This is a genomic window from Streptomyces sp. bgisy027 (genome assembly GCF_057710365.1).
Map to the genome: position 1 here is coordinate 15,318 of NZ_JBYIVZ010000057.1, position 25,940 is coordinate 41,257.

A 25,940-nucleotide genomic window follows, 5' to 3' on the forward strand; every position below is an offset into this window, starting at 1 on the left:
CAACGGCTGGTCAGACCGTTCACGCGACTGATCGGGGTCACCCCGTCGGGGCGTCGGGAGGTGGTCACATCCGTACGCCGCCGTTCAGTTCCCCGAGTTCCCCCGCATTGAAGCGTGTTGACCAAGTCCCGACAACACCTGATGCCCAACAGCAGCCCACTCCTGGCCGAGTCGCGATACGTCCAGATCAAGTCGTCGTGCCCGTCGCGGTGTTGCCGAGCACGTCCCTGATGGCATGCGACGACAGGGCCGATCTCCATGGAGGAAGCACGCCGGACTGTGGCGAAGGGCACCGGGCGGATTGTGGAGACCGGCCTACGGCCTCCGTCGCGGGACGCCCGCCCGCAAGCCCGCAAGCCCGCAAGCCCGCGCGCCCGCGACTCCGGGACAAGGGCTCAGCGCGCTCGCCCACGTGTGCCCTCGCCCCGATGGCCGGGGAGGACTCCGACCGGGGCGCGGCCCGACGCCGCAGGTCACCGGGGGCAGAGACGGATGTCCTGTACTGCCCGTTCTCACGTTCCAGGGCACCCGCCGACCGTGGCGGAGGTTATCCACAGGCTCGCCGGACTGTCACCGGGCGCCAGTAGGGTGTGAGACATGGCCGACCCCTCCAGCTACCGCCCCAAGCCGGGACAGATCCCCGACTCTCCCGGGGTGTACAGGTTCCGCGACGAGCACCGCCGGGTGATCTACGTCGGAAAGGCGAAGAGCCTGCGCCAGCGCCTGGCGAACTACTTCCAGGACCTGGCGGGCCTGCACCCGCGCACCCGCACGATGGTGACCACAGCGGCGTCCGTGGAGTGGACGGTGGTGTCCACGGAGGTCGAGGCCCTTCAGCTGGAGTACTCCTGGATCAAGGAGTACGACCCCCGGTTCAACGTCAAGTACCGCGACGACAAGAGCTACCCCTATCTCGCGGTGACGATGAACGAGGAGTTCCCGCGCGTGCAGGTGATGCGCGGTCACAAGAAGAAGGGCGTCAGGTATTTCGGGCCGTACGCGCATGCGTGGGCGATCCGGGACACCGTCGACCTCCTGCTGCGCGTCTTCCCGGTCCGCACCTGCTCGGCCGGCGTGTTCAAGAACGCCTCCCGCACCGGCCGGCCCTGCCTGCTCGGCTACATCGGCAAGTGCTCCGCCCCCTGCGTGGGCCGCGTCTCCGCCGAGGACCACCGTGAACTCGCCGATGAGTTCTGCGACTTCATGACCGGCCGCACCGGCACCTATCTGCGCCGCCTGGAGAAGCAGATGATGGAGGCGGCCGACGAGATGGAGTACGAGCGGGCCGCCCGCCTGCGCGACGACATCGAGGCCCTGAAGAAGGCCATGGAGAAGAACGCGGTCGTGCTCGCCGACGCGACCGACGCCGACCTCATCGCCGTCGCCGAGGACGAGCTGGAGGCGGCCGTGCAGATCTTCCACGTCCGCGGCGGACGCGTGCGCGGCCAGCGCGGCTGGGTCACCGACAAGGTCGAGGAGATCACCACCGGTGCCCTCGTCGAGCACGCCCTCCAGCAGCTCTACGGCGAGGAGACCGGGGACGCGGTGCCCAAGGAGGTGCTCGTCCCGGCCCTGCCCGACCCGCTGGAGCCCGTGCAGGAGTGGCTGTCGGGACGCCGCGGCTCCAATGTCTCGCTGCGCATTCCCCAGCGTGGCGACAAGCGCGCCCTCATGGAGACGGTGGAGCGCAACGCCCAGCAGGCGCTCGTCCTGCACAAGACCAAGCGCGCCTCCGACCTGACCACCCGCTCGCGCGCGCTGGAGGAGATCGCCGACGCCCTCGACCTGGACAGCGCTCCGTTGCGGATCGAGTGCTACGACATCTCCCACCTCCAGGGCGACGACGTCGTGGCCTCCATGGTCGTCTTCGAGGACGGCCTGGCCCGCAAGAGCGAGTACCGCCGCTTCCAGATCAAGGGCTTCGAGGGTCAGGACGACGTCCGCTCCATGCACGAGGTGATCACCCGCCGCTTCAAGCGCTACCTCGCCGAGAAGGAGCGCACGGGCGAGTGGTCCGACGGCGAGAACACCCTCGCCGACACGTCCTCCGACACGCTCGGCGCCGACTCGTCCTCCGACACGCTCGGCGCCGACTCGTCCTCCGACACGCTCGGCGACACGTCGCCCACTCCACCGGGCGACACGCCGGCCGACGCCCTCACCACCACCTCCCCCGCCACGTCCCCCGACGCCCTCACCAACAGCCTCACGGGCGACGACGGCCGCCCCAAGCGTTTCGCCTACCCGCCCCAGCTCGTCGTCGTGGACGGCGGCCAGCCGCAGGTCGCGGCAGCCCAGCGGGCTCTGGACGAGCTCGGTATCGACGACATCGCCGTCTGTGGCCTCGCCAAGCGGCTGGAGGAGGTCTGGCTGCCCGGCGACGACGACCCGGTCGTCCTGCCCCGCAGCAGCGAGGGCCTCTACCTGCTCCAGCGCGTCCGTGACGAGGCCCACCGCTTCGCGATCACCTACCAGCGCACCAAGCGCGCCAAGCGTTTCCGGGCTAGCCCCCTGGACGACGTCCCCGGTCTCGGCGAGACCCGTAAGCAGGCCCTGATCAAGCACTTCGGTTCGGTGAAGAAGCTGCGAGCTGCGACCATCGACCAGATCTGCGAGGTCCCCGGCATAGGCCGCAAGACGGCCGAGACCATTGCCGCGGCCTTCGCCCAGGCGGCCCCGGCCGCGCCCGCCGTGAACACGGCGACTGGAGAGATCATGGATGACGAGGAATCCGAAACGACGGCGGAGACCTCGGGGGAGCCCGTGTCCGCGGGCGCCCCGGACGAACGACGGGGGCAGGAGAGATGAGCGAGCACCACACACAGCCCACGGGCGAGCGAGATCAGCAGGCCCAGGAAACGCACAAGAAGACCGGCGAGGATCTCACCCGGCAGCACGCATCCCAGAACGACGGAGCACAGGTGAGTACGGGCAGCGACACGGCCGGGGCCCCCGAGGCGGCCATCCCCGAGCTGGTGATCATCTCCGGCATGTCCGGGGCCGGCCGCTCGACGGCGGCCAAATGTCTGGAGGACCTCGGCTGGTTCGTCGTCGACAACCTCCCGCCCGCGCTGATCCCCACGATGGTGGAGCTCGGCGCCCGTTCCCAGGGCAATGTGGCGCGGATCGCGGTGGTCGTGGACGTCCGTGGCCGGCGCTTCTTCGACAACCTCCGCGAGTCCCTCTCCGACCTCGACACCCGGGGCGTGACCCGCCGGATCGTCTTCCTGGAGTCCTCCGACGACGCCCTGGTGCGTCGCTTCGAGTCGGTGCGCCGCCCGCACCCCCTCCAGGGCGACGGGCGCATCGTCGACGGCATCGCCGCCGAGCGGGAGCTGCTGCGCGAACTGCGCGGCGATGCCGACCTGGTGATCGACACCTCCAGCCTCAACGTGCACGAGCTGCGGGCCAAGATGGACGCTCAGTTCGCCGGCGACGAGGAGCCCGAGCTGCGGGCCACGGTCATGTCCTTCGGGTTCAAGTACGGCCTCCCGGTCGACGCCGACCTGGTCGTGGACATGCGCTTCCTGCCCAACCCGCACTGGGTCCCGGAGCTGCGCCCCTACACCGGCCTCAACGAGGAGGTGTCGGCGTACGTCTTCAACCAGCCCGGCGCGAAGGAGTTCATCGACCGCTACTCCGAGCTGCTCCAGCTCGTCGCGGCCGGATACCGTCGCGAGGGCAAGAGATACGTGACCATCGCCGTCGGCTGCACCGGCGGCAAGCACCGCTCGGTCGCCACCTCCGAAAAGCTCGCCGCCCGCCTCGCCTCCCAGGGCGTGGAGACGGTGGTCGTACACCGGGACATGGGACGGGAATGACGGCACGTACTCCGCGGCTGAGCAGATTGCGCCGGGCGATGCCCGAGTCACGCGCAAGCCGGCCCGCCGAGGCCCGGGGCGGCCGCCCACGCCGCCGGGGCACCCAGCCCAAGGTCGTCGCCCTGGGCGGCGGCATGGGTCTGTCCGCCTCGCTCGCCGCGCTGCGCCGGATCACCGGCGACCTCACCGCCGTCGTCACCGTGGCCGACGACGGCGGCTCCAGCGGGCGGCTGCGCGACGAGCTGGGCGTGCTGCCGCCCGGCGACCTGCGCAAGGCCCTGGCCGCGCTGTGCGGCGACGACGACTGGGGGCAGACCTGGGCCCGCGTCATCCAGCACCGCTTCCACTCCCAGGGCGACCTGCACGACCACGCGGTCGGCAATCTGCTGATCGTCGCCCTGTGGGAGCAGCTCGGCGATCACGTCCAGGCCCTCGACCTGGTCGGCAAGCTGCTCGGCGCGCACGGGCGAGTGCTGCCGATGTCCGCCGTGCCGCTGGAGCTCCAGGCCCTGGTCAAGGGCCACGACGCGGACCGGCCCGAGGAGGTCGACACCGTCCGTGGGCAGGCCACCGTCGCCCTCACCCCCGGTGAGGTGCAGTCGGTGCACCTCGTGCCGCACGATCCGCCTGCCGTCCCGGAGGCCGTCGCCGCCGTCCGGGACGCGGACTGGGTGGTGCTCGGCCCCGGGTCCTGGTTCTCCTCGGTCATCCCGCATCTGCTCGTGCCGGAACTCCTGGACGCGCTCACCGAGACGAAGGCCCGCCGGGTACTCTCCCTGAACCTCGCGCCGCAGCCGGGAGAAACCGAGGGCTTCTCACCGCAGCGTCATTTGGAGGTTTTGGGACGACACGCCCCTAAACTCGCCCTGGACGTGGTGCTGGCCGACGAGGCCGCCGTGCCCGACCGCGATGTGCTCACCGAGGCCGCGAAGCGGCTCGGTGCGGCGGTCGAGCTGGCCCCGGTGGCCCGGACGGACGGGACGCCCCGGCACGACCCGGAGCTCCTCGCCGCCGCGTACGACCGTATTTTTCGGATGCATGGAAGGATCGGCCCATGGCGATGACGGCAGCGGTGAAGGATGAGATCTCCCGACTCCCCGTCACCCGGACCTGCTGCAGGAAGGCGGAGGTCTCCGCCATTCTGCGGTTCGCCGGCGGCCTCCACCTGGTCAGCGGGCGCATCGTGATCGAGGCGGAGCTGGACACCGCCATGGCGGCCCGTCGCCTCAAGCGGGACATCCTGGAGATCTTCGGCCACAGTTCCGAGCTGATCGTGATGGCCCCGGGCGGGCTGCGCCGCGGCTCGCGTTACGTCGTACGGGTGGTCGCCGGCGGTGACCAGCTGGCCCGGCAGACCGGTCTGGTCGACGGGCGGGGCCGCCCGATCCGTGGCCTGCCCCCGCAGGTCGTGTCCGGGGCCACCTGTGACGCCGAGGCCGCCTGGCGCGGCGCGTTCCTCGCGCACGGGTCGCTCACCGAGCCAGGCCGGTCCTCCTCCCTGGAGGTGACCTGCCCGGGCCCCGAGGCCGCGCTCGCCCTGGTCGGCGCCGCCCGCCGGCTGTCGATCGCCGCGAAGGCCCGCGAGGTGCGCGGCGTCGACCGGGTCGTCGTCCGTGACGGTGACGCCATCGGCGCCCTGCTCACCCGTCTGGGCGCACACGAGTCCGTGCTCGCCTGGGAGGAGCGCCGGATGCGCCGTGAGGTCCGTGCCACGGCGAACCGCCTCGCCAACTTCGACGACGCCAACCTGCGTCGCTCCGCCCGCGCGGCCGTCGCGGCCGGTGCCCGGGTGCAGCGCGCCCTGGAGATCCTCGGCGAGGAGGTCCCCGAGCACCTCGCCGCCGCCGGACGTCTGCGCATGGAGCACAAGCAGGCCTCTCTGGAGGAGCTGGGCGCGCTCGCCGACCCGCCGCTGACCAAGGACGCCGTCGCGGGCCGTATCCGCAGGCTGCTGGCCATGGCCGACAAGCGGGCCCAGGACCTCGGCATCCCCGGTACCGAGGCCAACCTCAGCGAGGAGCTGGCGGACAACCTCGTCGGATGACGTGACTGATCGTCAACAACTCGGTGCCGACGTCCACTTGGGGCGTCGGCACCGGTATTTGTCGGTCTTTGCGGCGCTCTTGACTGGAACATGAAGTGGCCCGAGCCTGGCAGTCATTCGTCACTGTGGCGAAACACTGCTAGGGGGGTACATGAGACCCAGAGCGAGATCGATCCTCGCTGTCGGCGCGCTCCTCATAGGTGGAGCGAGTATCGCACCCATCGCCCAGGCACAACCGGGCAGTTCACAAGATGCAGACCCGAGTGAAGTGAAGGTCTTCCGGGCCGAGGTCACCAAGAAGCAGGTACCCCTGCTGCTGGCGGCCGGCCAGGACGGCCACGAACTCAGTGAGCAGGCGCCCGCCAAGGGCACGGCCACCGTCGAGGTCTACCTCACCGACGACCAGGCCGGGAAGCTCCAGAAGCAGGGCGTCGAGCTCACCGAGCACGACCTCTCCGCCAAGGCGGAGGCCCGCACCGAGAAGGCCGCGGAGGGCGTGTTCCGCCCGTACAGCGGTGCCGGGGGGCTCAAGGAGGAGATAGTCCGGACCGGGCGGCAGAACCCGGGTCTCACCAAGGTCGTCTCCATCGGCAAGACGGTGGGCGGCCAGGACATCCTCGCGCTCAAGCTCAGCAAGAACGCCAGGAAGACGAAGGACGGGGCCAAGCCCGCCGTCCTCTACATGTCCAACCAGCACGCGCGCGAGTGGATCACACCGGAGATGACCCGGCGTCTGATGCACTATTACCTGGACAACTACAAGAAGGACAAGCGGGTCAAGAAGATCGTCGACTCGACCGAGATGTGGTTCGTCCTCTCGGCCAACCCCGACGGCTACGACTACACCTTCAAGGACGCCGCCAACCGGCTGTGGCGCAAGAACCTGCGGGACATCAACGGCGACGGCACGATCAGCACCGGTGACGGCGTCGACCTGAACCGCAACTTCTCCTACAAGTGGGGCTACGACGACGAGGGTTCGTCCCCGAACCCCACCAGCGAGACCTACCGTGGCGCGAGCGCCGGCTCGGAGCCCGAGACCAAGGCGCTTGACGCCTTCCAGAAGCGCATCGGCTTCACCTACGGCATCAACTACCACTCCGCCGCCGAGCTCATCCTCTACGGCGTCGGCTGGCAGGTGGCCACCAACACCCCCGACGACGTGCTGTACAAGGCGCTCGCCGGCACCCCGGACAACTCCGCGATCCCCGGCTACCGGCCGCAGGTCTCCTCGGAGCTGTACACGACCAACGGCGAGGCGGACGGTCACGCCTCGAACGTCAACGGCCTGGCGATGTACACGCCCGAGATGTCGACCTGCCAGACCGTGTCGAACATCGACTCGAACGACCAGTGGAACGCGGCCGACTGCCAGTCGGTGTTCAACTTCCCGGACGACGAGAAGCTGATCCAGGACGAGTTCGCCAAGAACGTGCCGTTCGCGCTGTCCGTCGCCGAGAGCGCCGAGCGGCCCGACCGGCCCGTCTCCTCGCTCGGCCTGAAGGCCGCCGACTTCACCCCGGCGTCGTTCACCACGTCGTACTCCCGCGGCGCGGACCAGGAGGTCTCCGTCGTCGTACGCAAGTCCGTGCGCGACAAGGAGCTCAAGTACCGCGTCAACGGCGGCCGTACACACGACAGGTCGCTGCGGCCCTGGAGGGGCGGCGAGACGTACGGCGGTGAGGACAACATCTACTTCGACGAGTACCGCGCCAAGGTCGCCGACGGCGATCGCGGCGACAAGGTCGAGGTGTGGTTCACCGGCGAGACCAGGAGCGGCAAGAAGGTCTCCAGCGAGCACTTCACGTACACCGTGGCCGAGCGGCCGCGCGCGGACGTGCTCGTGGTCGCCGAGGAAGGCGCCGGCGCCGCCCACGCGCAGAAGTACGTCGACGCGCTGAAGGCCAACGGCCACCGGGCGATCGTCTGGGACGTCGCAGCGCAGGGCGCGCCCGACGCGCTCGGCGTACTGAGCCACTTCGACACGGTCGTCCACTACACGGGCGCGAACGTCCCGGGCAACGCCACGCAGCTCCAGCTGCGCGCCTACCTCAACGAGGGCGGCAAGCTGGTCGAGGCGGGCGAACAGGCCGGCGGCAGCGTCGACCTCGGCGACGGCACCCTGTCGAACGACTTCGGCCAGTACTACCTGGGCGCCTACACCCGTACGTCGCTGTCCGGCGCCACCGGCTTCACCGGCTCCGGCGAACTCGGTGGGGTCACCGGAGCACTCGGTGACGCGACCGGCAACCCGCTGGACAAGGCCGGGAGCTACAGCGTCACCTCGGACCAGCTGGCCGTCGACAAGTACCCGCAGTTCGCCAGCTCGGGCGCGGGCCAGTTCGCCGGCACGGTCAACCCGTACGGCCCCTACGCGGGTTCGTGGATGGCGGCAGCCGTGCACACCGACGACGCCTACAAGCGGCTCACCAGGACCGTCGACCTCACCGGTGTGACCGCGGCACAGGCGCCGACCCTGCGCACCCAGTTGCTCTGGGACGTCGAACCCGGTTACGACAACGTCCTGATCGAGGCCCACACCACCGGTGCCGAGGACTGGACGACACTCCCCGAGAAGAACGGCGCAAGCGGTGACACCGTGCCGGTGGAGTGCGAGGCCGGCTTCTACATGGCCGAACACCCCTGGCTGGGGCACTACCTGACGCAGTCGGCCGCGGGCTGCACCGCGTCGGGCACCAGCGGCCAGTGGAACGCCCTCACCGGCGCCTCCGCGGGCTGGAAGCAGGTCGAGTTCGACCTGAGCGCGTACGCCGGCAAGTCGGTGGAGCTCTCGATCGCCTATGTCTCCGACCCGGGCTTCGGCGGGCGCGGCGTTCTCGCCGACCAGGCCTCGCTCGTGGTCGGCGGCGCGGCCACCGAGACCGAGGGCTTCGAGACGTCGCTCGGCGCCTGGAGCGTGACCGGACCGCCCGCGGGCAGCCCGGCCGTGCTCAAGGACTGGTCGCGCACCGGGGTGCTGTTCCAGACGTACGGCGCGATCACCACGGACGACACGGTGCTCCTCGGCTTCGGCCTGGAACACCTCACCGCGGCGGCCGACCGTGCGGCGCTCATCGGAAAGGCCCTTTCCTCACTTGAGAAATGACACGCCGAGGTCAACCGCGCGCAACGCACGGTGACCGAAACGAGTGATCCGGGCTTCCCGGCGGGGCGGTCCGTACCCCTACTGGCGGGTACGGACCGCCGTGCCGTCTATGAGGCATCTGGATGTCACCACGGAGGCCGCAGAGAGGTAGGGTCGTAGGCGGTCGGGGACATCCCAAATAGAGCTCGCCGGCACCGCATGGCCGGCGTACCAACGAGGAGATCGGTTCGTGACGATCCGCGTAGGCATCAACGGCTTCGGTCGTATCGGTCGCAACTACTTCCGCGCGCTGCTGGAGCAGGGTGCTGACATCGAGATCGTGGCTGTCAACGACCTGGGTGACACCGCGACCACCGCCCATCTGCTGAAGTACGACACCATCCTGGGCCGTCTCAAGCAGGAGGTCTCGCACACCGCCGACACCATCACGGTCGACGGCAAGACCATCAAGGTCCTGTCCGAGCGCAACCCCGCCGACATCCCGTGGGGCGAGCTGGGCGTCGACATCGTCATCGAGTCGACCGGCATCTTCACCAAGAAGGAAGACGCCGCCAAGCACCTCGCCGGTGGCGCGAAGAAGGTCCTCATCTCGGCTCCGGCCAAGGACGAGGACATCACCATCGTCATGGGTGTCAACCAGGACAAGTACGACCCGGCGAACCACCACGTCATCTCCAACGCCTCCTGCACCACCAACTGTGTGGCGCCGATGGCGAAGGTCCTCGACGAGAACTTCGGCATCGTCAAGGGTCTGATGACCACGGTGCACGCGTACACCAACGACCAGCGCATCCTGGACTTCCCGCACAAGGACCTGCGCCGCGCCCGTGCCGCCGCCGAGAACATCATCCCGACCACGACGGGTGCCGCGAAGGCCACCGCGCTGGTCCTGCCGCAGCTCAAGGGCAAGCTGGACGGCATCGCCATGCGCGTCCCGGTCCCGACCGGCTCGGCCACCGACCTCGTCGTGGAGCTGTCCCGCGAGGTCACCAAGGACGAGGTCAACGCCGCCTTCAAGAAGGCCTCCGAGGGCGAGCTCCAGGGCTACCTGACCTACACCGAGGACGAGATCGTCTCCTCGGACATCGTCAGCGACCCGTCGTCCTGCACCTTCGACTCCTCCCTGACCATGGTCCAGGAGGGCACGTCGGTGAAGATCCTCGGCTGGTACGACAACGAGTGGGGCTACTCCAACCGCCTCGTCGACCTGACGGTCTTCGTCGGCAACCAGCTCTGATCGGCAGAGCGGCACCTTGATGTGAGGGCAGGGCCCGTGCGGCGCAGGGACGCGCCGCCCGGGCCCTGACTCACGTGCAGACCAGGCCTTTTAGGATCACTGGCGATCCGAGCATACGAACCCTCCTCGGGAGTCCCCTTCCATGAAGACGATCGACGAACTCCTCGCTGAGTCAGTCGCGGGCCGGCGGGTCTTCGTCCGCGCCGACCTGAATGTGCCGCTGGACGGCACCATCATCACCGACGACGGCCGCATCCGCGCCGTGCTGCCCACCGTCAAGGCCCTGGCCGAGGCGGGTGCACGCGTGGTCGTCGCCTCGCACCTGGGCCGCCCCAAGGGCGCCCCGGACCCCGCGTTCTCCCTCGCGCCCGCCGCCGCGCGCCTCGGTGAACTCCTCGGCGCCGACGTGGCCTTCGCGACCGACACGGTCGGCGAGTCCGCTCAGGCAGTCGTCGCCGGCCTCGCGGACGGCCAGGTGGCCGTCGTCGAGAACCTGCGCTTCAACGCCGGCGAGACGAGCAAGGACGACGCCGAGCGCGCCGCCTTCGCCGAGCAGCTCGCCGCCCTCGCCGACGTCTACGTCGGTGACGGCTTCGGCGCGGTGCACCGCAAGCACGCGTCCGTGTACGACCTTCCGGCCCGCCTGCCGCACTACGCCGGGTACCTCATCGCCGGTGAGGTCGGCGTCCTCAAGAAGCTCACCGAGGACGTCAAGCGGCCCTACGTCGTTGCGCTCGGCGGCGCCAAGGTGTCCGACAAGCTCGCCGTCATCGACCAGCTGCTCGCCAAGGCGGACCGGCTGCTCATCGGCGGCGGCATGGCGTACACCTTCCTCAAGGCCAAGGGCTACGAGGTCGGCATCTCCCTCCTCCAGGAGGACCAGGTCCCGGCCGTCACCGAGTACATGGAGCGCGCCGAGAAGAACGGCGTCGAGCTGGTCCTGCCGGTCGACGTCCTGGTCGCGCCCGAGTTCCCGGACCTGAAGACCAAGGCTCCGGCCAACCCCACGACCGTCGCCGCGGACGCCATCCCCGCCGACCAGGAGGGTCTGGACATCGGTCCCGAGACCCGCAAGCTGTACGCCTCGAAGCTCGCCGACGCCGGCACCGTCTTCTGGAACGGCCCCATGGGCGTCTTCGAGCACCCCGACTACGCCGAGGGCACCAAGGCGGTCGCCCAGGCCCTCATCGACAGCCCGGGCTTCACCGTGGTCGGTGGTGGCGACTCCGCCGCGGCCGTTCGCACCCTGGGCTTCGACGAGTCGGCATTCGGTCACATCTCGACCGGTGGCGGCGCCTCCCTCGAATACCTCGAGGGCAAGACGCTCCCCGGCCTCGCCGCACTGGAGGACTGACCTCAATGGCTGCATCTATTTCTTCGGGGCGCACGCCGCTGATGGCGGGCAACTGGAAGATGAACCTCAACCACCTCGAGGCCATCGCGCACGTCCAGAAGCTCGCCTTCGCCTTGGCAGACAAGGACTACGACGCCGTCGAGGTCGCCGTCCTGCCGCCCTTCACCGACCTGCGCTCCGTGCAGACCCTGGTCGACGGCGACAAGCTGAAGATCAAGTACGGCGCCCAGGACATCTCGGCGCACGACTCCGGCGCCTACACCGGCGAGATCTCCGGTCCGATGCTGGCCAAGCTGAAGTGCACGTACGTGGCGATCGGCCACTCCGAGCGCCGCCAGTACCACGCGGAGACCGACGAGATCGTCAACGCAAAGGTCAAGGCCGCGTACAAGCACGGCCTGACCCCGATCCTGTGCGTCGGCGAGGAGCTGGAGATCCGCGAGGCGGGCAACCACGTCTCCCACACCCTCGCCCAGGTCGAGGGCGGTCTGAAGGACCTCCCGGCCGAGCAGGCCGAGTCCGTCGTGATCGCCTACGAGCCCGTGTGGGCCATCGGCACCGGCAAGGTCTGCGGCGCCGAGGACGCCCAGGAGGTCTGTGCCGCGATCCGTGGCAAGATCGCCGAGCTGTACACGCAGGAGCTGGCCGACAAGGTCCGCATCCAGTACGGCGGCTCCGTCAAGGCGGGCAACGTCGCCGAGATCATGTCGCAGGCCGACATCGACGGCGCCCTGGTCGGCGGTGCCTCGCTGGACGCCGACGAGTTCGTCAAGATCGTGCGCTTCCGCGACCAGTGAGTAGGCCGTAGCGACGATCCGTCGTACCCTTGCGGGGGCATGGTAGCCAGCTACCGTGCCCCCGTCGTCCATCCGAGTCCGAGAGAGTTGGTCCAGCCGTGGTTTTGGGGTTCTCGATCGCCCTGATCGTCTTCAGCGGGTTGCTGATGCTGCTGGTGCTGATGCACAAGGGGAAGGGCGGCGGCCTCTCCGACATGTTCGGCGGTGGCATGCAGTCTTCCGTCGGCGGCTCCTCCGTCGCCGAGCGCAACCTCGACCGGATCACTGTTGTGGTCGGTTTGCTGTGGTTCGCGTGCATTGTCGTGCTCGGCATCATGATGAAGGTCAACAACTGACGAGCACACACAATCCACACGTAAGGCCCCATGTTCGGTACGCGCAGCTGAGCGCGGCCTATCATGGGGCTTGCGTCTTGGTGTGGGGGTCTGTAACTCCAATCACTGGACGCGCGTTGGGCCTTACGTAGACTGAGGCGCTCGCAGCGAAGCGAAACGCCGACTCGCTTTGCGGCACCATCACGCAGGGAGTTACGACCGTGGCAAGTGGCAACGCGATCCGAGGAAGCCGGGTCGGGGCGGGGCCGATGGGCGAGGCCGAGCGGGGCGAGTCCGCGCCCCGGCTGCGCATCTCCTTCTGGTGCTCCAACGGGCACGAAACGCAGCCCAGCTTCGCCAGCGACGCGCAGGTTCCCGAAACCTGGGACTGCCCGCGCTGCGGCTTTCCCGCCGGACAGGACCGGGACAACCCGCCGGACCCGCCGCGCACCGAGCCCTACAAGACGCACCTCGCGTATGTACGGGAGCGGCGCAGTGACGCGGACGGCGAGGCGATCCTCGCCGAGGCGCTCGCCAAACTGCGGGGCGAGATCTAGGAATTGAGGACCGGCCGGGTGCCCATGGGTGCCCGGCCGGACCTGTCCGACGCGCTGCCCGGATCCCGCTCCGGGGCCGATTGTCAGTGGTGCCCTCTACGGTTTGTGTATCGATCTTTCGGATCGACGGACCGGGAGGGGGAGCCGTGGCGATGGCTGAGACGGTGGGCGGGCGCGTGCCGGCATGGCGCGGTGGATTCGGACGGCTGTGGGGCGCCGCCGTGCTCTCCAGCTTCGGCGACTCCCTGCGTACGGCTGCCCTGCCGCTCCTCGCCGTGACACTGACGGACCGGCCGCTGCTGATCGCCGCGGTCACCGCCTGCGGCTATCTGCCCTGGATCGTCTTCGGGCTCCTCGGCGGCGCCGTCGCCGATCGGGTGGACCAGCGGCGCGCGATGTGGACGGTGGACACGTTACGCGGACTGCTGGTCGCCGCTTTCGCCGTGGTCGTGGCGCTGGGGCATGCCTCGATCGGCCTGCTCATCACGCTGGCCTTCACTCTGACCGCGCTCCAGACCCTGTTCGACAACGCCTCCACAGCCCTGCTCCCCGCCCTGGTGGACCGGGACGCGCTCGGCAGCGCGAACGCCCGGCTGATGACCGGCCAGCGCATCGCGGGCGGACTGATGGGCGGGCCACTGGTGCCGTTGCTGCTGGTCGCGGGGGCTGCCGTGCCTTTCCTCGCCGACGCCGCCACCTTCCTGGTCGCGGCCGCCCTGGTGGCCTCGCTGCGGATCACGGCGCCCGAGCGGCCCCCGGCCCCGGCGGGCAGCACTCTGCGCCGGGAGATCGGGCAGGGGCTGCGCACCCTGTGGCGCGATCGCGCCCTGAGAGGGCTGTGTGCCGCCACCGCTCTGTGCAACATCGGCATGGGCGCCCAGCTCGCGACCCTGGTCGTCCTGGTGACCGGTTGGCTGGACGCCGGGGCCACGGGGTACGCGGCGGCGGGCGCGGCCTTCACCGTCGGGGGCCTGGCCGGGGGAGTGGCGAACGGCTGGATCGTGAAGCGGCTGGGCCGGGTGCGGGCCCTGCTGGTCGCGGGCGCGGTGCAGACCGGGGCCCTGATCGTCATGGGCACCGTGCGCAGCCTGACCGTGCTGGTGGCGGCGCTGATCGTCTTCGGACTCATGGGCATGGTGTGGAACGTCAACACGACAACGCTCATGCAGCAGCGCAGCCCCGCCGAGCTGCTCGGCCGGGTCGCCTCGGCCTTCAGAACCCTGGCCTTCGCCGGAGTGCCGCTCGGCGCCCTGCTGGGCGGTGCCGTCGCCACCGCCTGGGGCCTGAACACCCCGCCCCTGCTCACGGCCGCCTTCTTCGTGCTGGCCCTGGTCGCGCTGATACCTGCGGGCAAGCGGGACGTACCTGTTGTTGCGCAGGACGACGACGCGAGGACAGCTCACGTCCAGCGCTGATCAATTAGGTTGGAACAGCTGGGACAGGCACGAAAGAAGGCTGAAGTCGGACATGAACGCAGACGGCCGTACCAGGCTCAATCAGACGCCCGAGTGGAGCGCGCTGACCAGGCACCGCGAGAAGCTCGGCGACGTGGGGCTTCGGGAGCTGTTCGCCGCCGACCCCGATCGCGGCTCGGGCTGCACCCTCCAGGTCGGCGACCTGCACATCGACTACTCCAAGCACCTCGTCACCGACGAGACGCTGCGGCTGCTGCGCGAGCTGGCCGCCGCGACGGAGGTGTTCGGGCTGCGGGACGCCATGTTCCGCGGCGAGAAGATCAACACCACCGAGGACCGCGCCGTGCTGCACACCGCGCTGCGCGCCCCGCGCGAGGCGGTGATCGAGGTCGACGGGAAGAACGTCGTGCCGGGTGTGCACGCCGTCCTCGACAAGATGGCCGGCTTCGCCGAGCGGGTCCGCTCCGGCGCCTGGACCGGCCACACCGGCAAGCGGATCAAGAACGTCGTCAACGTCGGCATCGGCGGCTCCGACCTCGGCCCCGCCATGGCCTACGAGGTGCTGCGCAGCTTCACCGACCGCGACCTCACCGTCCGCTTCGTCTCCAACGTCGACGGTGCCGACCTGCACGAGGCCACCCGGGACCTGGACGCGGCCGAGACACTGTTCGTCATCGCCTCCAAGACGTTCACCACGATCGAGACGATCACCAATGCCACGTCCGCGCGGGAATGGCTCCTCGCCGAGCTGAAGGCGGGGCCGGAGGCCGTCGCGAAGCACTTTGTCGCCCTGTCGACGAACGCCGGGAAGGTCGCCGACTTCGGCATCGACACGGCCAACATGTTCGAGTTCTGGGACTGGGTGGGCGGACGCTACTCCTACGATTCGGCGATCGGCCTGTCCCTGATGATCGCCATCGGGCCGGACCGCTTCCGTCAGATGCTCGACGGCTTCCGTACCGTCGACGAGCACTTCCGCACCGCGCCCGCCGAGGAGAACGTGCCGCTGCTGCTCGGTCTGCTGGGCATCTGGTACGGCAACTTCCACGACGCCCAGTCGCACGCGGTGCTGCCGTACAGCCACTACCTGTCCAAGTTCACCGCGTACCTCCAGCAGTTGGACATGGAGTCCAACGGCAAGTACGTCGGCCGGGACGGCCGGGAGGTCGACTGGCAGACCGGGCCGGTGGTGTGGGGCACGCCGGGCACCAACGGGCAGCACGCGTACTACCAGCTGATCCACCAGGGCACCAAGCTGATCCCGGCGGACTTCATCGGTTTCGCCGAGCCGGTCGCCGAGATGAGCGACGGACTCAAGGCGCAGCACGACCTGCTGATGGCGAACTTCTTCGCGCAGACGCAGGCACTGGCGTTCGGCAAGACGCCGGAGGAAGTGCGTGCGGAGGGGGTGCCCGAGGAACTGGTGACCCACAAGACGTTCAAGGGCAACCACCCGACGACGACGATCCTCGCGCGCGAGCTGACGCCGTCCGTGCTCGGCCAGTTGATCGCGCTGTACGAGCACAAGGTGTTCGTGCAGGGCGCGGTGTGGAACATCGACTCCTTCGACCAGTGGGGCGTCGAGCTCGGCAAGGTGCTGGCCAAGCGGGTCGAACCGGCGCTGACCGACGGGGCCGAGGTGCCGGGTCTGGACACGTCGACGAAGGCGCTCGTCGCCAAGTACCGGGCACTGCGCGGCCGGAGCTGACCACGGTTACGGAAAGCGGGCGGCGCGTGGCCGTCCGCTTCCCGTAGACTCCCTCGTCGATCATGACAACGATCACTCGGGGGAGTGCAAGTTGACTTATCCACAGAGGAGTTGGACCGGTGGCACGCTGACCGCGCGGTCTTTCCTGAAGCCCCATCATGTGGCGCGGGCGGTGTTCCATCCGGCCTGGATCCCTCAGTCGCTGGACCCTTCGGTGGATGCCCTCAAGAGGGTGCGGGTCATTGCCGGCGCGGTCGCGGGGTTCGGTGTCTACACCTTCGTGGAGGGCGGGTTCGCCTTCGACGAGATGCTGGACAACGCGGCGACGGCCTGTCTGGTGCTGCTGTTCATCACGCCGCTCACCGTGGGTGTGATGCTCTACCTCTGGCAGCGCTCCGGCGCCGGTACGGTCGCGCAGCTGAAGGAGCCGCTGCTGCGGTCGCTGAAGTTGCTGCTGGCGTTCATCGGCTCGGCGCTCGGCACGGTTCTGATCTTCCAGCTGGGCGGCTCCCTCGGGATGCTCGGGACCATGCTGGTCAGCGTCGTGGGGCTCTGGATGGCGTTCTTCGTGATCGCCGGCGCCTACCGGATCTCGGGGAACTTCTTCGGCACCGCCGTCGTGCACCGCTGTCTGCCGCCGCTGCTGGCCACGGTGACGACCTGGCTCATGGCCATTCCCGATCTCGTCACCGGTGATCTGCACGGCCTCAGCCTCGCCATGGGCGTCTTCTTCATCCTGGGCGCCCCGGTGACGGTCACGGCCATCGCCATGCTGGAGATGGGCCGCCTCAAGAGCCGCTACGGCATCCGGCTCGCGGATCACCCGGCCGTCCTGTCACCGGTGCCGGCACCCGCGCCCGGTCCGACGCCGACCCCGCCGCCACCGTCGTACGCCCCGAACGGCTTCGTGCCGCCGCAGGGCAACCCGTACGGCACGCCGCCGCAGGGCAGCCCTTACGGAACACCCCCGCACGGGAACCCGTACACGCCGGGCCCGCAGAATCCGTACGCCCCGCAGCCGCCGTACAACCCGCCGGCGCCGCCCCCGTACAACCCGCAGTAGTTCGGCGGGCGCCGGTCAGGCGACCGCGCTCAAGGTGTCCGCGAGGCGGCGGCGGGCCGCGCGGGAGGCCGGGACCGCGGCGAGGGCGGCCGCGCCGGTGACCGCCGCCGTGCCGAGCAGGAGCAGGAGCGCGGGGGACGGGTCCTGGGCGATGCCGGCACCGATACCGCTCGATCGGCCCTGGGTGTCGATCAGCCAGTGCGCGAGGGGTGTGCCCAGGGCCGTGCCGATGACGACCGCGGCCAGGGCGGTGCAGGCGGTGGAGGTGACGGTGATCGCGGTGATCTGGCGTGGCGAGAGGCCGATCGCCTTCAGGGCCAGCAGGTCGCGCTCGCCCTCGCGGACGGTACCGCCGATCGCGGTCAGCAGCTCGATGAGCCCGATGAGGGCGAGGACGGCGATCAGGCCCACGACGACGCCGCGCAGGGGCGAGAGCCCGTCGGCGGGATTCGGTACGGCGTGCACGTCCAGGCGTCCCTGCCCGGCGTCGGCCAGTCGGTCGGCGACCTCGGCCGGATCCGCGCCGGGGCGCAGCCGCAGTTCGTAGAGGGTGGGGCCGAGACCGGGGTCGTTCTCCCGGAGGGTGTCGAGGGAGGTGGAGATGACCCGGCCGGCGTTCTCCGGTTCGATGCTGCGGCCCACGATGTGCAGGATCTGCGGCTGGTCGCCGACGGTCATCCGCACCCAGTCGCCGACCCGCGCGTTCAGCAGATCCAGCAGCCCCTGGCCGGCGACCGCCTCGTCGCGGCCCAGCGCGGCGCGGCCCTCGGCGAGGGCGTACGGGAAGGGGGCCTGGTGGGTGCCGAGGCCGCGCAGGGCGATCGTGGCCGTCTGGCCGGGGACCAGGGCGGCCACCTCGACGCCCGGATACGCGGCGGCGACCTGCGGGTCGCGTTCCAGCAGTGTGCGGGCGTCCCCGTCGGCAAGTCCGGCGTCGGTGTGGACGGTCAGCGCGGTCGGCAGGCCGATCTGCTCGGGCCTGCTGTCGAAGCGGTCGATGGTGGTCCACGCGCTCATCGCCACCACGATCAGCAGCAGCGGCAGCGCCAGCCGGGCGACCGTGGCCAGCGACCGCGGGCGCCGGGTGAACGCCTGGTGCCAGCCCAGTACCAGCGCGGGCGGCAGCCGCAGCCCGAGCGCCTGCCGGGCCGCGCCCGAGAGCCGCCCGCCCAGCGGAGCGGCACGCCGCGGCACCGGCACCGGTGGCACCCGCCCGGCCCGCCACGCCGCGAGCCCCGTGGTCGCGCCGATGAACAGCACCGCCCCAACGGGCACCGCGAACAGCGCCACCGTGTGCCCGGGCAGCCCCTGCCACACGCCGACCGCGTCCCCGAGCCGCCCCGTCATGCGGCTGCCCAGGGCCTGGATGAGGGTGGCCGCGGCCACCGCCCCCAGCAGCGCGAAGGCGAGATGCTGGAGCACGAAGACCCGGACCACTTGACCCGGGGTGAAGCCGATCGCCTTCAGCACCGAGATGTCCCGCAGATGGCCGCGGATCCGGGTGCCGATCGCCCCGTGCACGGCGAGCCCGGCCGCGACCAGCGCGCCGAGCCCGAACAGCCCCAGCACCTGGCCGAGCAGCCGGTTGTCGCCCTGCGCCTCGGCGCGGGCCTGCTTCCAGGTGGAGACCTCGCTGACCGCGCCGGCGCCCAGCACCGTCACGGCGCGTTGGACGGCGTAGTCGGTGTCGTCGGGGTCGGTCAGGCGCAGCCCGATCACCTGGCCGCCCGGGTTGCGCACGGCGGACGGCGGCGCCCAGACGAGGCCGGCCTGCTCGCCCGCCCGGTAGCGGGGCTCGGCGCTGTCGGCGATGCCGAGGACGGTCAGGGACCGGCCGGTGCCGGGCAGGGTCAGGGTGTCGCCGGGGGCGGCCAGCAGGGCGCGGGCCAGCCGGCTCTCCAGGACGACGCCGTCCGGGTTCGCCGGGTCCAGCCAGTGGCCGGAGGTCAGCAGCGGGCGGCCGACCGGGGGAAGCTCGGGCGTGCCGCGCAGCTCGACCGAGGCACGGGTGCCGCGGGAGGCGAGCGTGGTGGCCGCGGTGGGGTAGGGGCCCGCGACGGACTCGACGCCGTCGAGGCCCGCGAGCTTCGCGGAGTCGGCCGCGGCGCCGGTGTGCAGCCATACGTGGGCGCCGCGCGCCTGCGTGAAGACGCGCTGCCAGGGGTTGGTGGCGTAGCCGAAGAGGGCCGTGGCCAGCAGCAGCGAGACGACGATGCCGGCCGTGGCCAGCACGAGGAACAGGGCCTCGCCGCGGTGCGTGCGCAGATCGGAGTGCGCCCAGCGCAGGGTGGCTCGCACGGGCCTCAGCCCCTCGACCCGGCGGCGGAGGCGCGCGCGGTGATGAAGGGACGCCCGGCGGTGAAGGGGCGCCCGGTTTCGGAGAGGCGGTCGGAGGTGAAGGTGCGCGCAGCGACAAAGAGGCGCCCGGTCAGGGAGAGGCGGTCGGCGGCGAAGAGGCGCCCGGCGCCGAAGAGACGCCCGGTGACGAAGAGACGCCCGGTGACGAAGCCGCGCGCGGTGATGAAGGGGTGCCCAGTGACGAGGTGTCGCCCAGTGACGAAGTGTCGCCCGGTTGCGAAGAAGCGCTCGGCGACGAAGAGGCGCCCGTAGTGGAAGCGCCCCCGAAGGACATGCTCGTACACCCGCATCTCAGTCCCTGAGCTCCAGCTCCAGCACGCCCGAGGTGCCGGCCCGGCGCGGCGGCGGGCCGCCGTCCAGCTCGGCGTCGTCGGCTATTCGGCCGTCGAAGAAGCTGATCACCCGGTCCGCGGCGCTCGCCAGCCGGGCGTCATGCGTGACCAGCACGATCGTCTGGCCCCGCTGGTGGAAGCGGGACAGCAGCCGCATCACCTCGCGGGTGCCCTTGCTGTCCAGGCTGCCGGCGGGCTCGTCGGCCAGCAGCAGCGGCGGCCGGTTCACCAGCGCCCGGGCCAGCGCCACCCGCTGCTGCTCACCGCCGGACAGCTCGCCCGGCATGCTGCGCTCCTTGCCGGTGAGCCCCAGCTCGGCCAGCAGCTCCGTCCGCTCGGCGCGGGCCCGCTTCGGCGGGACGCCGGCCAGCAGGGCGGGCAGCTCGACGTTGTCGGCGACGGACAGGTTGGAGACGAGGTTGAAGAACTGGAAGACGATCCCGATGCGCTTCCTGCGCTCCACCGACCAGCGGGCCTCGCTCCACCGGTCCGCGCACTCGCCGTCCAGCCAGATGGAGCCGCTGTCCGGCCGCTGCAACCCGCCCAGCAGATGCAGCAGGGTCGACTTGCCGGCACCGGACGGGCCGGTGACGGCCACGAACTCGCCGCGTCGGACGGAGAGATCCACACCGCGTACGGCGTGCGCCGGAGCACCCTCGCCGTAGTGGGTCTTGACCAGGGCCCCGGCGCGCAGCACGGGACGCTCGTCGGCCTCAGGGCGATCGGCGGCGCGCAGCACGGGAGCGGAATCGTCGCTCACTCCAGCTCCTCCAGCTCTTCCTGGCACCGCTCCAGCCAGTCGAGGTCGGCCTGAAGGTGCAGCATCGCACCCTCGATCAGCAGATGGGCGATGCGGTTGTCCCGGTCTTCGGCGGCGGCCAGCTTCGACAGTTGACGCATGGTGTTCAGGTACTGACGCCGTTGTTTGTTGATGAGGGCGATCTGGTCGGCGAGACCGGTCTGCGGGGCGACGGCCAGTTTCATGAAGAACTCGTCCCGAACGCGCGGCTCGTCCTCGGTCTCCTCGAACCAGGCGCGCAGCGCCTCACGCCCGGCGTCGGTGAGGTGGTAGACCTTCTTGTTGGGCCGGCTCGACTGCTCGACGTCCTCGCCCTCTATCAGTCCCGATTTCTCGAGACGGCCGAGGGTCACATAGATCTGGCCGACGTTCGGCTGAGGGTACGCGGAGCCCAGCAGTACCTCAAGGTCCTGCTTCAGCTCGTATCCGTGCGCCGGGCCGCGCGCCAGCAGGGCCAGGAGGGGCAGCCGCACTCGTGCTCTCCTCCCGCATCCCGAGTAATGTGCCGCAGGCCCTAGTATCGCGCATACCTAACAGGTATACATGGCCTCTGACTCCGGACGAAGACGCCCGGTGCCAGGTGTACAGGGAGGAACCTATGCGGTGGATCCACGCCGCGGGTAGGGGCCTTCTCGTCCTCGTCGTGATCCTGACCGGCTACGTCGCCTCCGGCGCCCGTGCCGACGAGGGTCCCGCGGGTGGCAGGGGGCCGTTGACCCTCGCCACCGCCGGAGACCTCACCGGCTATCTCGGCTCCGTGCTGGAGGGCTGGAACCGCACTCACCCCGGCGAGAAGGTCACCCTCGTCGAGCTGCCCGACTCCGCAGACGAGACCCACGCGCAGATGACCACCGATCTGCGCGGCGGCGACCGCAGCCGCTTCGACATCCTCAACATCGACGTCAGCTGGACCTCGGAGTTCGCGGCGCACGGCTGGATCCGCCCGCTCGCCCGCGACCGCTTCCCGCTGGACACCTTCCTGCCACCGGTCGTGGACACGGCGACCTACGACGGACAGCTGTACGCGGTCCCGTACGTCACCAACGCCGGCCTGCTCCTGTACCGCAAGGACATCCTCGCCAAGGAGGGCCTCGACCCGCCGCGCACCTGGGCCGAGCTGGAGAAACAGGCGAAGACCGTCGCGCCGAAGTACGGCCTCGACGGTTACGCGGGCCAGTTCCTGCCGTACGAGGGCCTCACGGTGAACGCCGCCGAGGCCGTCTACTCGGCGGGCGGCTCGATCCTCGGCGACGAGGGCGAGCGGGTCACCGTGAACTCGATGGCGGCCCGTGACGGCATCGACTTCCTGGCCCGGGGTGTGCGCGAGGGCTGGATCCCGAAACAGGCGCTCACGTACAAGGAGGAGGAGTCCAAGCAGGCCTTCCAGGACGGGCGCCTGCTGTTCCTGCGCAACTGGCCGTACGCCTATGTCGGCGCGTCGGCCGCGGGGTCGCCCGTCGCCGGGAAGATCGGCGCCGTGCCGCTGCCCGGGCCGGACGGACCCGGGACCAGCGTCCTGGGCGGCTCCAACCTGGCCGTCAGCACACACGCCCGGCACCCCGACTCCGCCGCGCGGCTGCTCGCGTATCTGACCAGCGAGCGCGTCCAGCGGCAGGTCCTCACGCGCGGCGCGCTGCCGCCCGTGCGGGCCGACCTGTACGAGGATCCGGCACTGGTGCGGGAGTTCCCGTATCTGCCGACCCTGCGCGAGAGCGTGCGCACGGCCGCGCCGCGCCCCAAGAGCCCGCGCTACGACCAGGTGAGTCTGGTGGTGCAGGCGATCGTGCACGACGCGATGACCGGGCGCGACACGCCCGAGGCCGCGGTGCGCCGACTGGCGCGCGAGCTCGACGCCGTCGCGCGCTGAGAATTCGCTCAGCCGAGTAGTTACCTGTTAGGTAACGGCAGCATCTCATCCCCTCTTCCGGTGCCCCTGTATGTCCGGTTTTGCCAGGTCAACTGTTCGGTAGCTTGCGTCCAGTTCATTGACACCCTCCGGAAACCGCTACTTAACATGCATGCATGCTGAGTAAGTACCACTGGTGGCGTGACGCGGTGATCTACCAGGTCTACGTCCGCAGCTTCCTCGACAGCACCGGCGACGGTGTCGGCGACCTCGCAGGGGTCCGCGCGGGGCTGCCGTACCTCAAGAAGCTCGGGGTCGACGGGATCTGGCTGAGCCCCTTCTACCCCTCCCCGCAGCACGACCACGGCTACGACGTGGCCGACTACTGCGACGTCGACCCGCTCTTCGGCGACCTCGCCGAGTTCGACCTGCTGGTCGCCGCGGCTCGCCGGCTGGGGATCAAGGTGCTGCTCGACATCGTCCCCAACCACTGCTCCAGCGAGCACCGGTGGTTCGAGGAGGCGCTGGTCGCCGAGCCCGGCAGCGAGGCCCGTGCCCGCTTCCACTTCGCCGACGGCCGCGGCGCCGACGGGTCCGAGCCGCCCAACAACTGGCATGCGATGTTCGGTGGCCCCGCGTGGAGTCGGGTGACCGAGGCGGACGGGCAGGCCGGCCAGTGGTACCTGCACATGTTCACGCCCGAGCAGCCCGACTGGAACTGGCGCAACCGGGAGGTCGGCGCCGAGTTCGACCGGGTCCTGCGGTTCTGGCTGGACCGGGGCGTCGACGGTTTCCGCATCGACGTCGCCGCCGGCCTGTACAAGCACCCGGAACTGCCCGACTCCGACGACCCGGAGGCCGACGCCCGCACCCGCGACTCGGTCAACCCGCTCGCCTGGAACCAGCCCGAGGTGCACGCGGTGTGGCGCCAGTGGCGCTCCATATGCGAGGAGTACACCGCCCGCGACGGCCACGAGCGTCTCCTCGTCGGCGAGGTCTCCGTCCCGACCGCCCGCGAGCACGCCCTGTACGTCCGCTCCGACGAACTCCACCAGGCCTTCTTCTTCGACCTGCTCAGCGCCCCCTGGGAGGCCGACGCCTTCCGCAAGGTCATCTCCGAGGCCATGCAGGACATAGCCGGAACGGGCTCGACGGTCACCTGGGTCCTCAACAACCACGACCAGGTCCGCACCGTCACCCGCTACGGCGAGCCCGCCACCGGGGGCAGCGGCCTCGGTGCCGCCCGCGCCCGCGCCGCCGCGCTGCTGATGCTGGCGCTGCCCGGAGCCGCGTACATCTACCAGGGCGAGGAGCTGGGGCTGCCCGAGGTCGTCGATCTGCCCGACGACGTGCTCACCGACCCGATCTTCCGCCGCACCGGCAGCCGGGCCCGGATCCGCGACGGCTGCCGGGTGCCGCTGCCGTGGTCGGGACAGGCATCGCCCTTCGGCTTCACCTCCGGCGCGGAGAGCGCCAAGCCGTGGCTGCCGCAGCCGGAGTACTTCGCCGAGTACGCCACCGACCGCGCCCTCGCCGACACCCGCTCCTTCTGGCACCTGTACCGCGACGGTCTCCAACTGCGCGCCGGGCTGCCGCAGTTGGGCGAGGGCACGCTGCGCTGGCTGGACAGCCCGCCCGGTGTCCTGGCCTTCGAGCGCGGCGACGGCGTGGTCTGCGCCGTCAACTTCGGCACGGCGCCCACCCCCGCGCCGGTCTCCGGCACCCCCCTGTTGTCCAGCGGTCCCTGCCCGGCCGGGGTGCTGCCCGGCTCCACCGCCGCCTGGTGGATCAACGACCGCTGATTCCCCCGAACCGACCTCCGTCAACTCCCCATCCCCGAAGGGACATCAACGATGATGCGACGACGTACCACCCTGCTCACCGGCTGCACCGCACTCGTCCTGGCACTCGGCGCGACCGCCTGCGGCGGCGGTGACGTCTCCGCCGGCGGCGGCGACAAGGCGCTCGACGGCCAGACGGTCACCGTGGCCGGTGTCTGGTCCGGCAGCGAGCAGAAGAACTTCCAGAAGGTGCTGGACGCCTTCACCGAGAAGACCGGCGCCAAGACCCAGTTCACGTCCACCGGCGACAACGTCTCCACCGTCGTCGGCAGCAAGATCGAGGGCGGCAACGCCCCCGATGTGGTGATGGTCCCGCAGGTCGGCGTCCTGAAGCAGTTCGCGCAGAACGGCTGGCTCAAGCCGCTGTCGTCCGCCGCCCAGAAGTCCGTGGACACCAACTTCGCCCCCGTGTGGAAGAACTACGGCAGCGTCGACGACACCCTCTACGGCCTCTACTTCAAGGCCGCCCACAAGTCGACCGTCTGGTACAGCCCCGACGCCCTCGCGCAGGCCGGCGTCGAGGCACCCAAGACCTACGACGACATGCTGAAGGCCGGACAGACCGTCTCCGACTCCGGTCTCGCCGCCTTCTCGGTCGCCGGACAGGACGGCTGGACCCTGACCGACTGGTTCGAGAACGTCTACCTCTCCCAGGCCGGACCCGAGAAGTACGACGCCCTCGCCGCGCACCGGCTGAAGTGGACCGACGCCTCCGTGGTCGAGGCGCTCACCACGCTGGGCGAGCTGTTCAAGGACAAGCAGCTGATCGCGGGTGGCCAGAAGGGCGCCCTGAACACCGACTTCCCGGGCTCGGTGGAGAAGGTGTTCGGGCCGAAGCCCGAGGCGGGCATGGTCTACGAGGGCGACTTCGTCGCGGGCGTCGCCAAGGACCAGTTCGGCAAGAAGATCGGCGAGGACGCGAACTTCTTCCCGTTCCCGGCGGTCGGCGGTGGCAAGGCGCCCGTGGTCAGCGGCGGTGACGCGGCCGTCGTCCTGAAGGACGGCAAGAACCAGAAGGCCGGCATGGCGCTGCTGGAGTACCTGGCGACGCCGGAGGCCGCGGCGGTCTGGGCCGAGGCCGGCGGCTTCCTCTCCCCGAACAAGAACGTCGACCTCGCCTCCTACGGCGACGACGTCACCCGCGCGACCGCCAAGTCCCTCGTCTCCGCGGGCGACTCGGTCCGCTTCGACATGTCCGACCAGGCCCCGGCGGCGTTCGGCGGCACCAAGGGCGCGGGCGAATGGAAGCTCCTGCAGGACTTCCTGCGCGACCCGTCCGACCCGAAGGGGACCGCGGCGAAGCTGGAGGCCGCGGCGGCCAAGGCGTACCAGGGCCAGGGCTGACCCG

At 70.3% G+C, this 25,940-nt stretch carries 20 protein-coding genes; 16 read left to right on the top strand and 4 right to left on the bottom strand.

The window, feature by feature from the left end; genetic code table 11:
- Window positions 1-597 precede the first annotated feature (597 nt).
- The 13 genes from uvrC (at window position 598) to AC3ETA_RS39405 (ending at window position 17,416) form a co-directional block, all read left to right on the top strand.
- Window positions 598-2,808, top strand: a complete 2,211-nt coding sequence (gene uvrC / locus AC3ETA_RS39345; RefSeq protein WP_432197704.1) for an excinuclease ABC subunit UvrC — start codon at window positions 598-600, stop codon at window positions 2,806-2,808.
- A complete protein-coding gene (rapZ, locus tag AC3ETA_RS39350; RefSeq protein ID WP_432197705.1) occupies window positions 2,805-3,821 on the top strand; it encodes an RNase adapter RapZ in 1,017 nt (338 codons plus the stop codon). Before uvrC ends, rapZ begins: the two co-directional genes overlap by 4 nt.
- Window positions 3,818-4,885 carry a gluconeogenesis factor YvcK family protein gene (locus tag AC3ETA_RS39355; RefSeq protein WP_432197706.1) on the top strand — a complete coding sequence of 356 codons (1,068 nt, stop codon included), beginning with the start codon at window positions 3,818-3,820 and terminating at the stop codon, window positions 4,883-4,885. The genes rapZ and AC3ETA_RS39355 overlap by 4 nt, the downstream gene beginning before the upstream one ends.
- Entirely contained in the window at window positions 4,876-5,865 is a 990-nt protein-coding gene (whiA, locus tag AC3ETA_RS39360) for a DNA-binding protein WhiA (RefSeq protein WP_062719176.1), read from the top strand. Before AC3ETA_RS39355 ends, whiA begins: the two co-directional genes overlap by 10 nt.
- 151 nt (window positions 5,866-6,016) lie before the next feature.
- Window positions 6,017-8,971: a M14 family metallopeptidase gene (locus AC3ETA_RS39365; RefSeq protein WP_432197707.1), complete on the top strand. Its 2,955-nt coding sequence runs from the start codon at window positions 6,017-6,019 to the stop codon at window positions 8,969-8,971.
- 229 nt (window positions 8,972-9,200) lie between these two features.
- On the top strand, window positions 9,201-10,208 hold the full coding sequence (gene gap / locus AC3ETA_RS39370; protein ID WP_432197708.1) for a type I glyceraldehyde-3-phosphate dehydrogenase: 1,008 nt from the start codon (window positions 9,201-9,203) through the stop codon (window positions 10,206-10,208).
- Window positions 10,209-10,350: 142 nt separating this feature from the next.
- Window positions 10,351-11,562 (top strand): phosphoglycerate kinase, encoded by a 1,212-nt coding sequence (locus AC3ETA_RS39375; RefSeq protein ID WP_432197709.1) that lies wholly within the window; start codon window positions 10,351-10,353, stop codon window positions 11,560-11,562.
- 41 nt (window positions 11,563-11,603) lie between these two features.
- Window positions 11,604-12,359 (top strand): triose-phosphate isomerase, encoded by a 756-nt coding sequence (gene tpiA / locus AC3ETA_RS39380; RefSeq protein ID WP_432197734.1) that lies wholly within the window; start codon window positions 11,604-11,606, stop codon window positions 12,357-12,359.
- A 104-nt stretch (window positions 12,360-12,463) separates the two neighbouring features.
- Window positions 12,464-12,694 (top strand): preprotein translocase subunit SecG, encoded by a 231-nt coding sequence (gene secG / locus AC3ETA_RS39385; protein ID WP_030951411.1) that lies wholly within the window; start codon window positions 12,464-12,466, stop codon window positions 12,692-12,694.
- A gap of 200 nt (window positions 12,695-12,894) precedes the next feature.
- Window positions 12,895-13,230, top strand: a complete 336-nt coding sequence (locus tag AC3ETA_RS39390; RefSeq protein WP_003976875.1) for an RNA polymerase-binding protein RbpA — start codon at window positions 12,895-12,897, stop codon at window positions 13,228-13,230.
- A 152-nt stretch (window positions 13,231-13,382) separates the two neighbouring features.
- The gene (locus tag AC3ETA_RS39395) at window positions 13,383-14,645 is read left to right on the top strand and encodes an MFS transporter (RefSeq protein ID WP_432197710.1); all 1,263 of its coding nucleotides are present in this window, start codon (window positions 13,383-13,385) and stop codon (window positions 14,643-14,645) included.
- Between the two features lie 52 nt (window positions 14,646-14,697).
- Complete coding sequence (pgi, locus tag AC3ETA_RS39400; protein WP_432197711.1) at window positions 14,698-16,353, top strand: glucose-6-phosphate isomerase; 1,656 nt, start codon at window positions 14,698-14,700, stop codon at window positions 16,351-16,353.
- A gap of 91 nt (window positions 16,354-16,444) precedes the next feature.
- Window positions 16,445-17,416 carry a hypothetical protein gene (locus AC3ETA_RS39405; protein ID WP_432197712.1) on the top strand — a complete coding sequence of 324 codons (972 nt, stop codon included), beginning with the start codon at window positions 16,445-16,447 and terminating at the stop codon, window positions 17,414-17,416.
- Window positions 17,417-17,431: 15 nt separating this feature from the next.
- Here AC3ETA_RS39405 and AC3ETA_RS39410 read toward each other — a convergent pair whose 3' ends face one another.
- The 4 genes from AC3ETA_RS39410 to AC3ETA_RS39425 are packed head-to-tail and all read right to left on the bottom strand — an operon-like array spanning window position 17,432 to window position 21,378.
- The gene (locus AC3ETA_RS39410; RefSeq protein ID WP_432197713.1) at window positions 17,432-19,714 is read right to left on the bottom strand and encodes an ABC transporter permease; all 2,283 of its coding nucleotides are present in this window, start codon (window positions 19,712-19,714) and stop codon (window positions 17,432-17,434) included.
- 5 nt (window positions 19,715-19,719) lie between these two features.
- Window positions 19,720-20,064 (bottom strand): hypothetical protein, encoded by a 345-nt coding sequence (locus AC3ETA_RS39415; RefSeq protein ID WP_432197714.1) that lies wholly within the window; start codon window positions 20,062-20,064, stop codon window positions 19,720-19,722.
- A 1-nt stretch (window position 20,065) separates the two neighbouring features.
- Window positions 20,066-20,866: an ABC transporter ATP-binding protein gene (locus tag AC3ETA_RS39420; RefSeq protein WP_432197715.1), complete on the bottom strand. Its 801-nt coding sequence runs from the start codon at window positions 20,864-20,866 to the stop codon at window positions 20,066-20,068.
- Window positions 20,863-21,378: a PadR family transcriptional regulator gene (locus AC3ETA_RS39425; protein ID WP_107907177.1), complete on the bottom strand. Its 516-nt coding sequence runs from the start codon at window positions 21,376-21,378 to the stop codon at window positions 20,863-20,865. Before AC3ETA_RS39425 ends, AC3ETA_RS39420 begins: the two co-directional genes overlap by 4 nt.
- Before the next feature lie 125 nt (window positions 21,379-21,503).
- Here AC3ETA_RS39425 and AC3ETA_RS39430 point away from each other — a divergent pair, with 125 nt between their 5' ends.
- The 3 genes from AC3ETA_RS39430 (at window position 21,504) to AC3ETA_RS39440 (ending at window position 25,936) form a co-directional block, all read left to right on the top strand.
- Complete coding sequence (locus tag AC3ETA_RS39430) at window positions 21,504-22,772, top strand: ABC transporter substrate-binding protein (protein ID WP_432197716.1); 1,269 nt, start codon at window positions 21,504-21,506, stop codon at window positions 22,770-22,772.
- A gap of 155 nt (window positions 22,773-22,927) precedes the next feature.
- Window positions 22,928-24,553, top strand: a complete 1,626-nt coding sequence (locus AC3ETA_RS39435) for a glycoside hydrolase family 13 protein (protein WP_432197717.1) — start codon at window positions 22,928-22,930, stop codon at window positions 24,551-24,553.
- A 51-nt stretch (window positions 24,554-24,604) separates the two neighbouring features.
- A complete protein-coding gene (locus AC3ETA_RS39440; protein ID WP_432197718.1) occupies window positions 24,605-25,936 on the top strand; it encodes an ABC transporter substrate-binding protein in 1,332 nt (443 codons plus the stop codon).
- The last annotated feature ends 4 nt before the right edge of the window (window positions 25,937-25,940 follow it).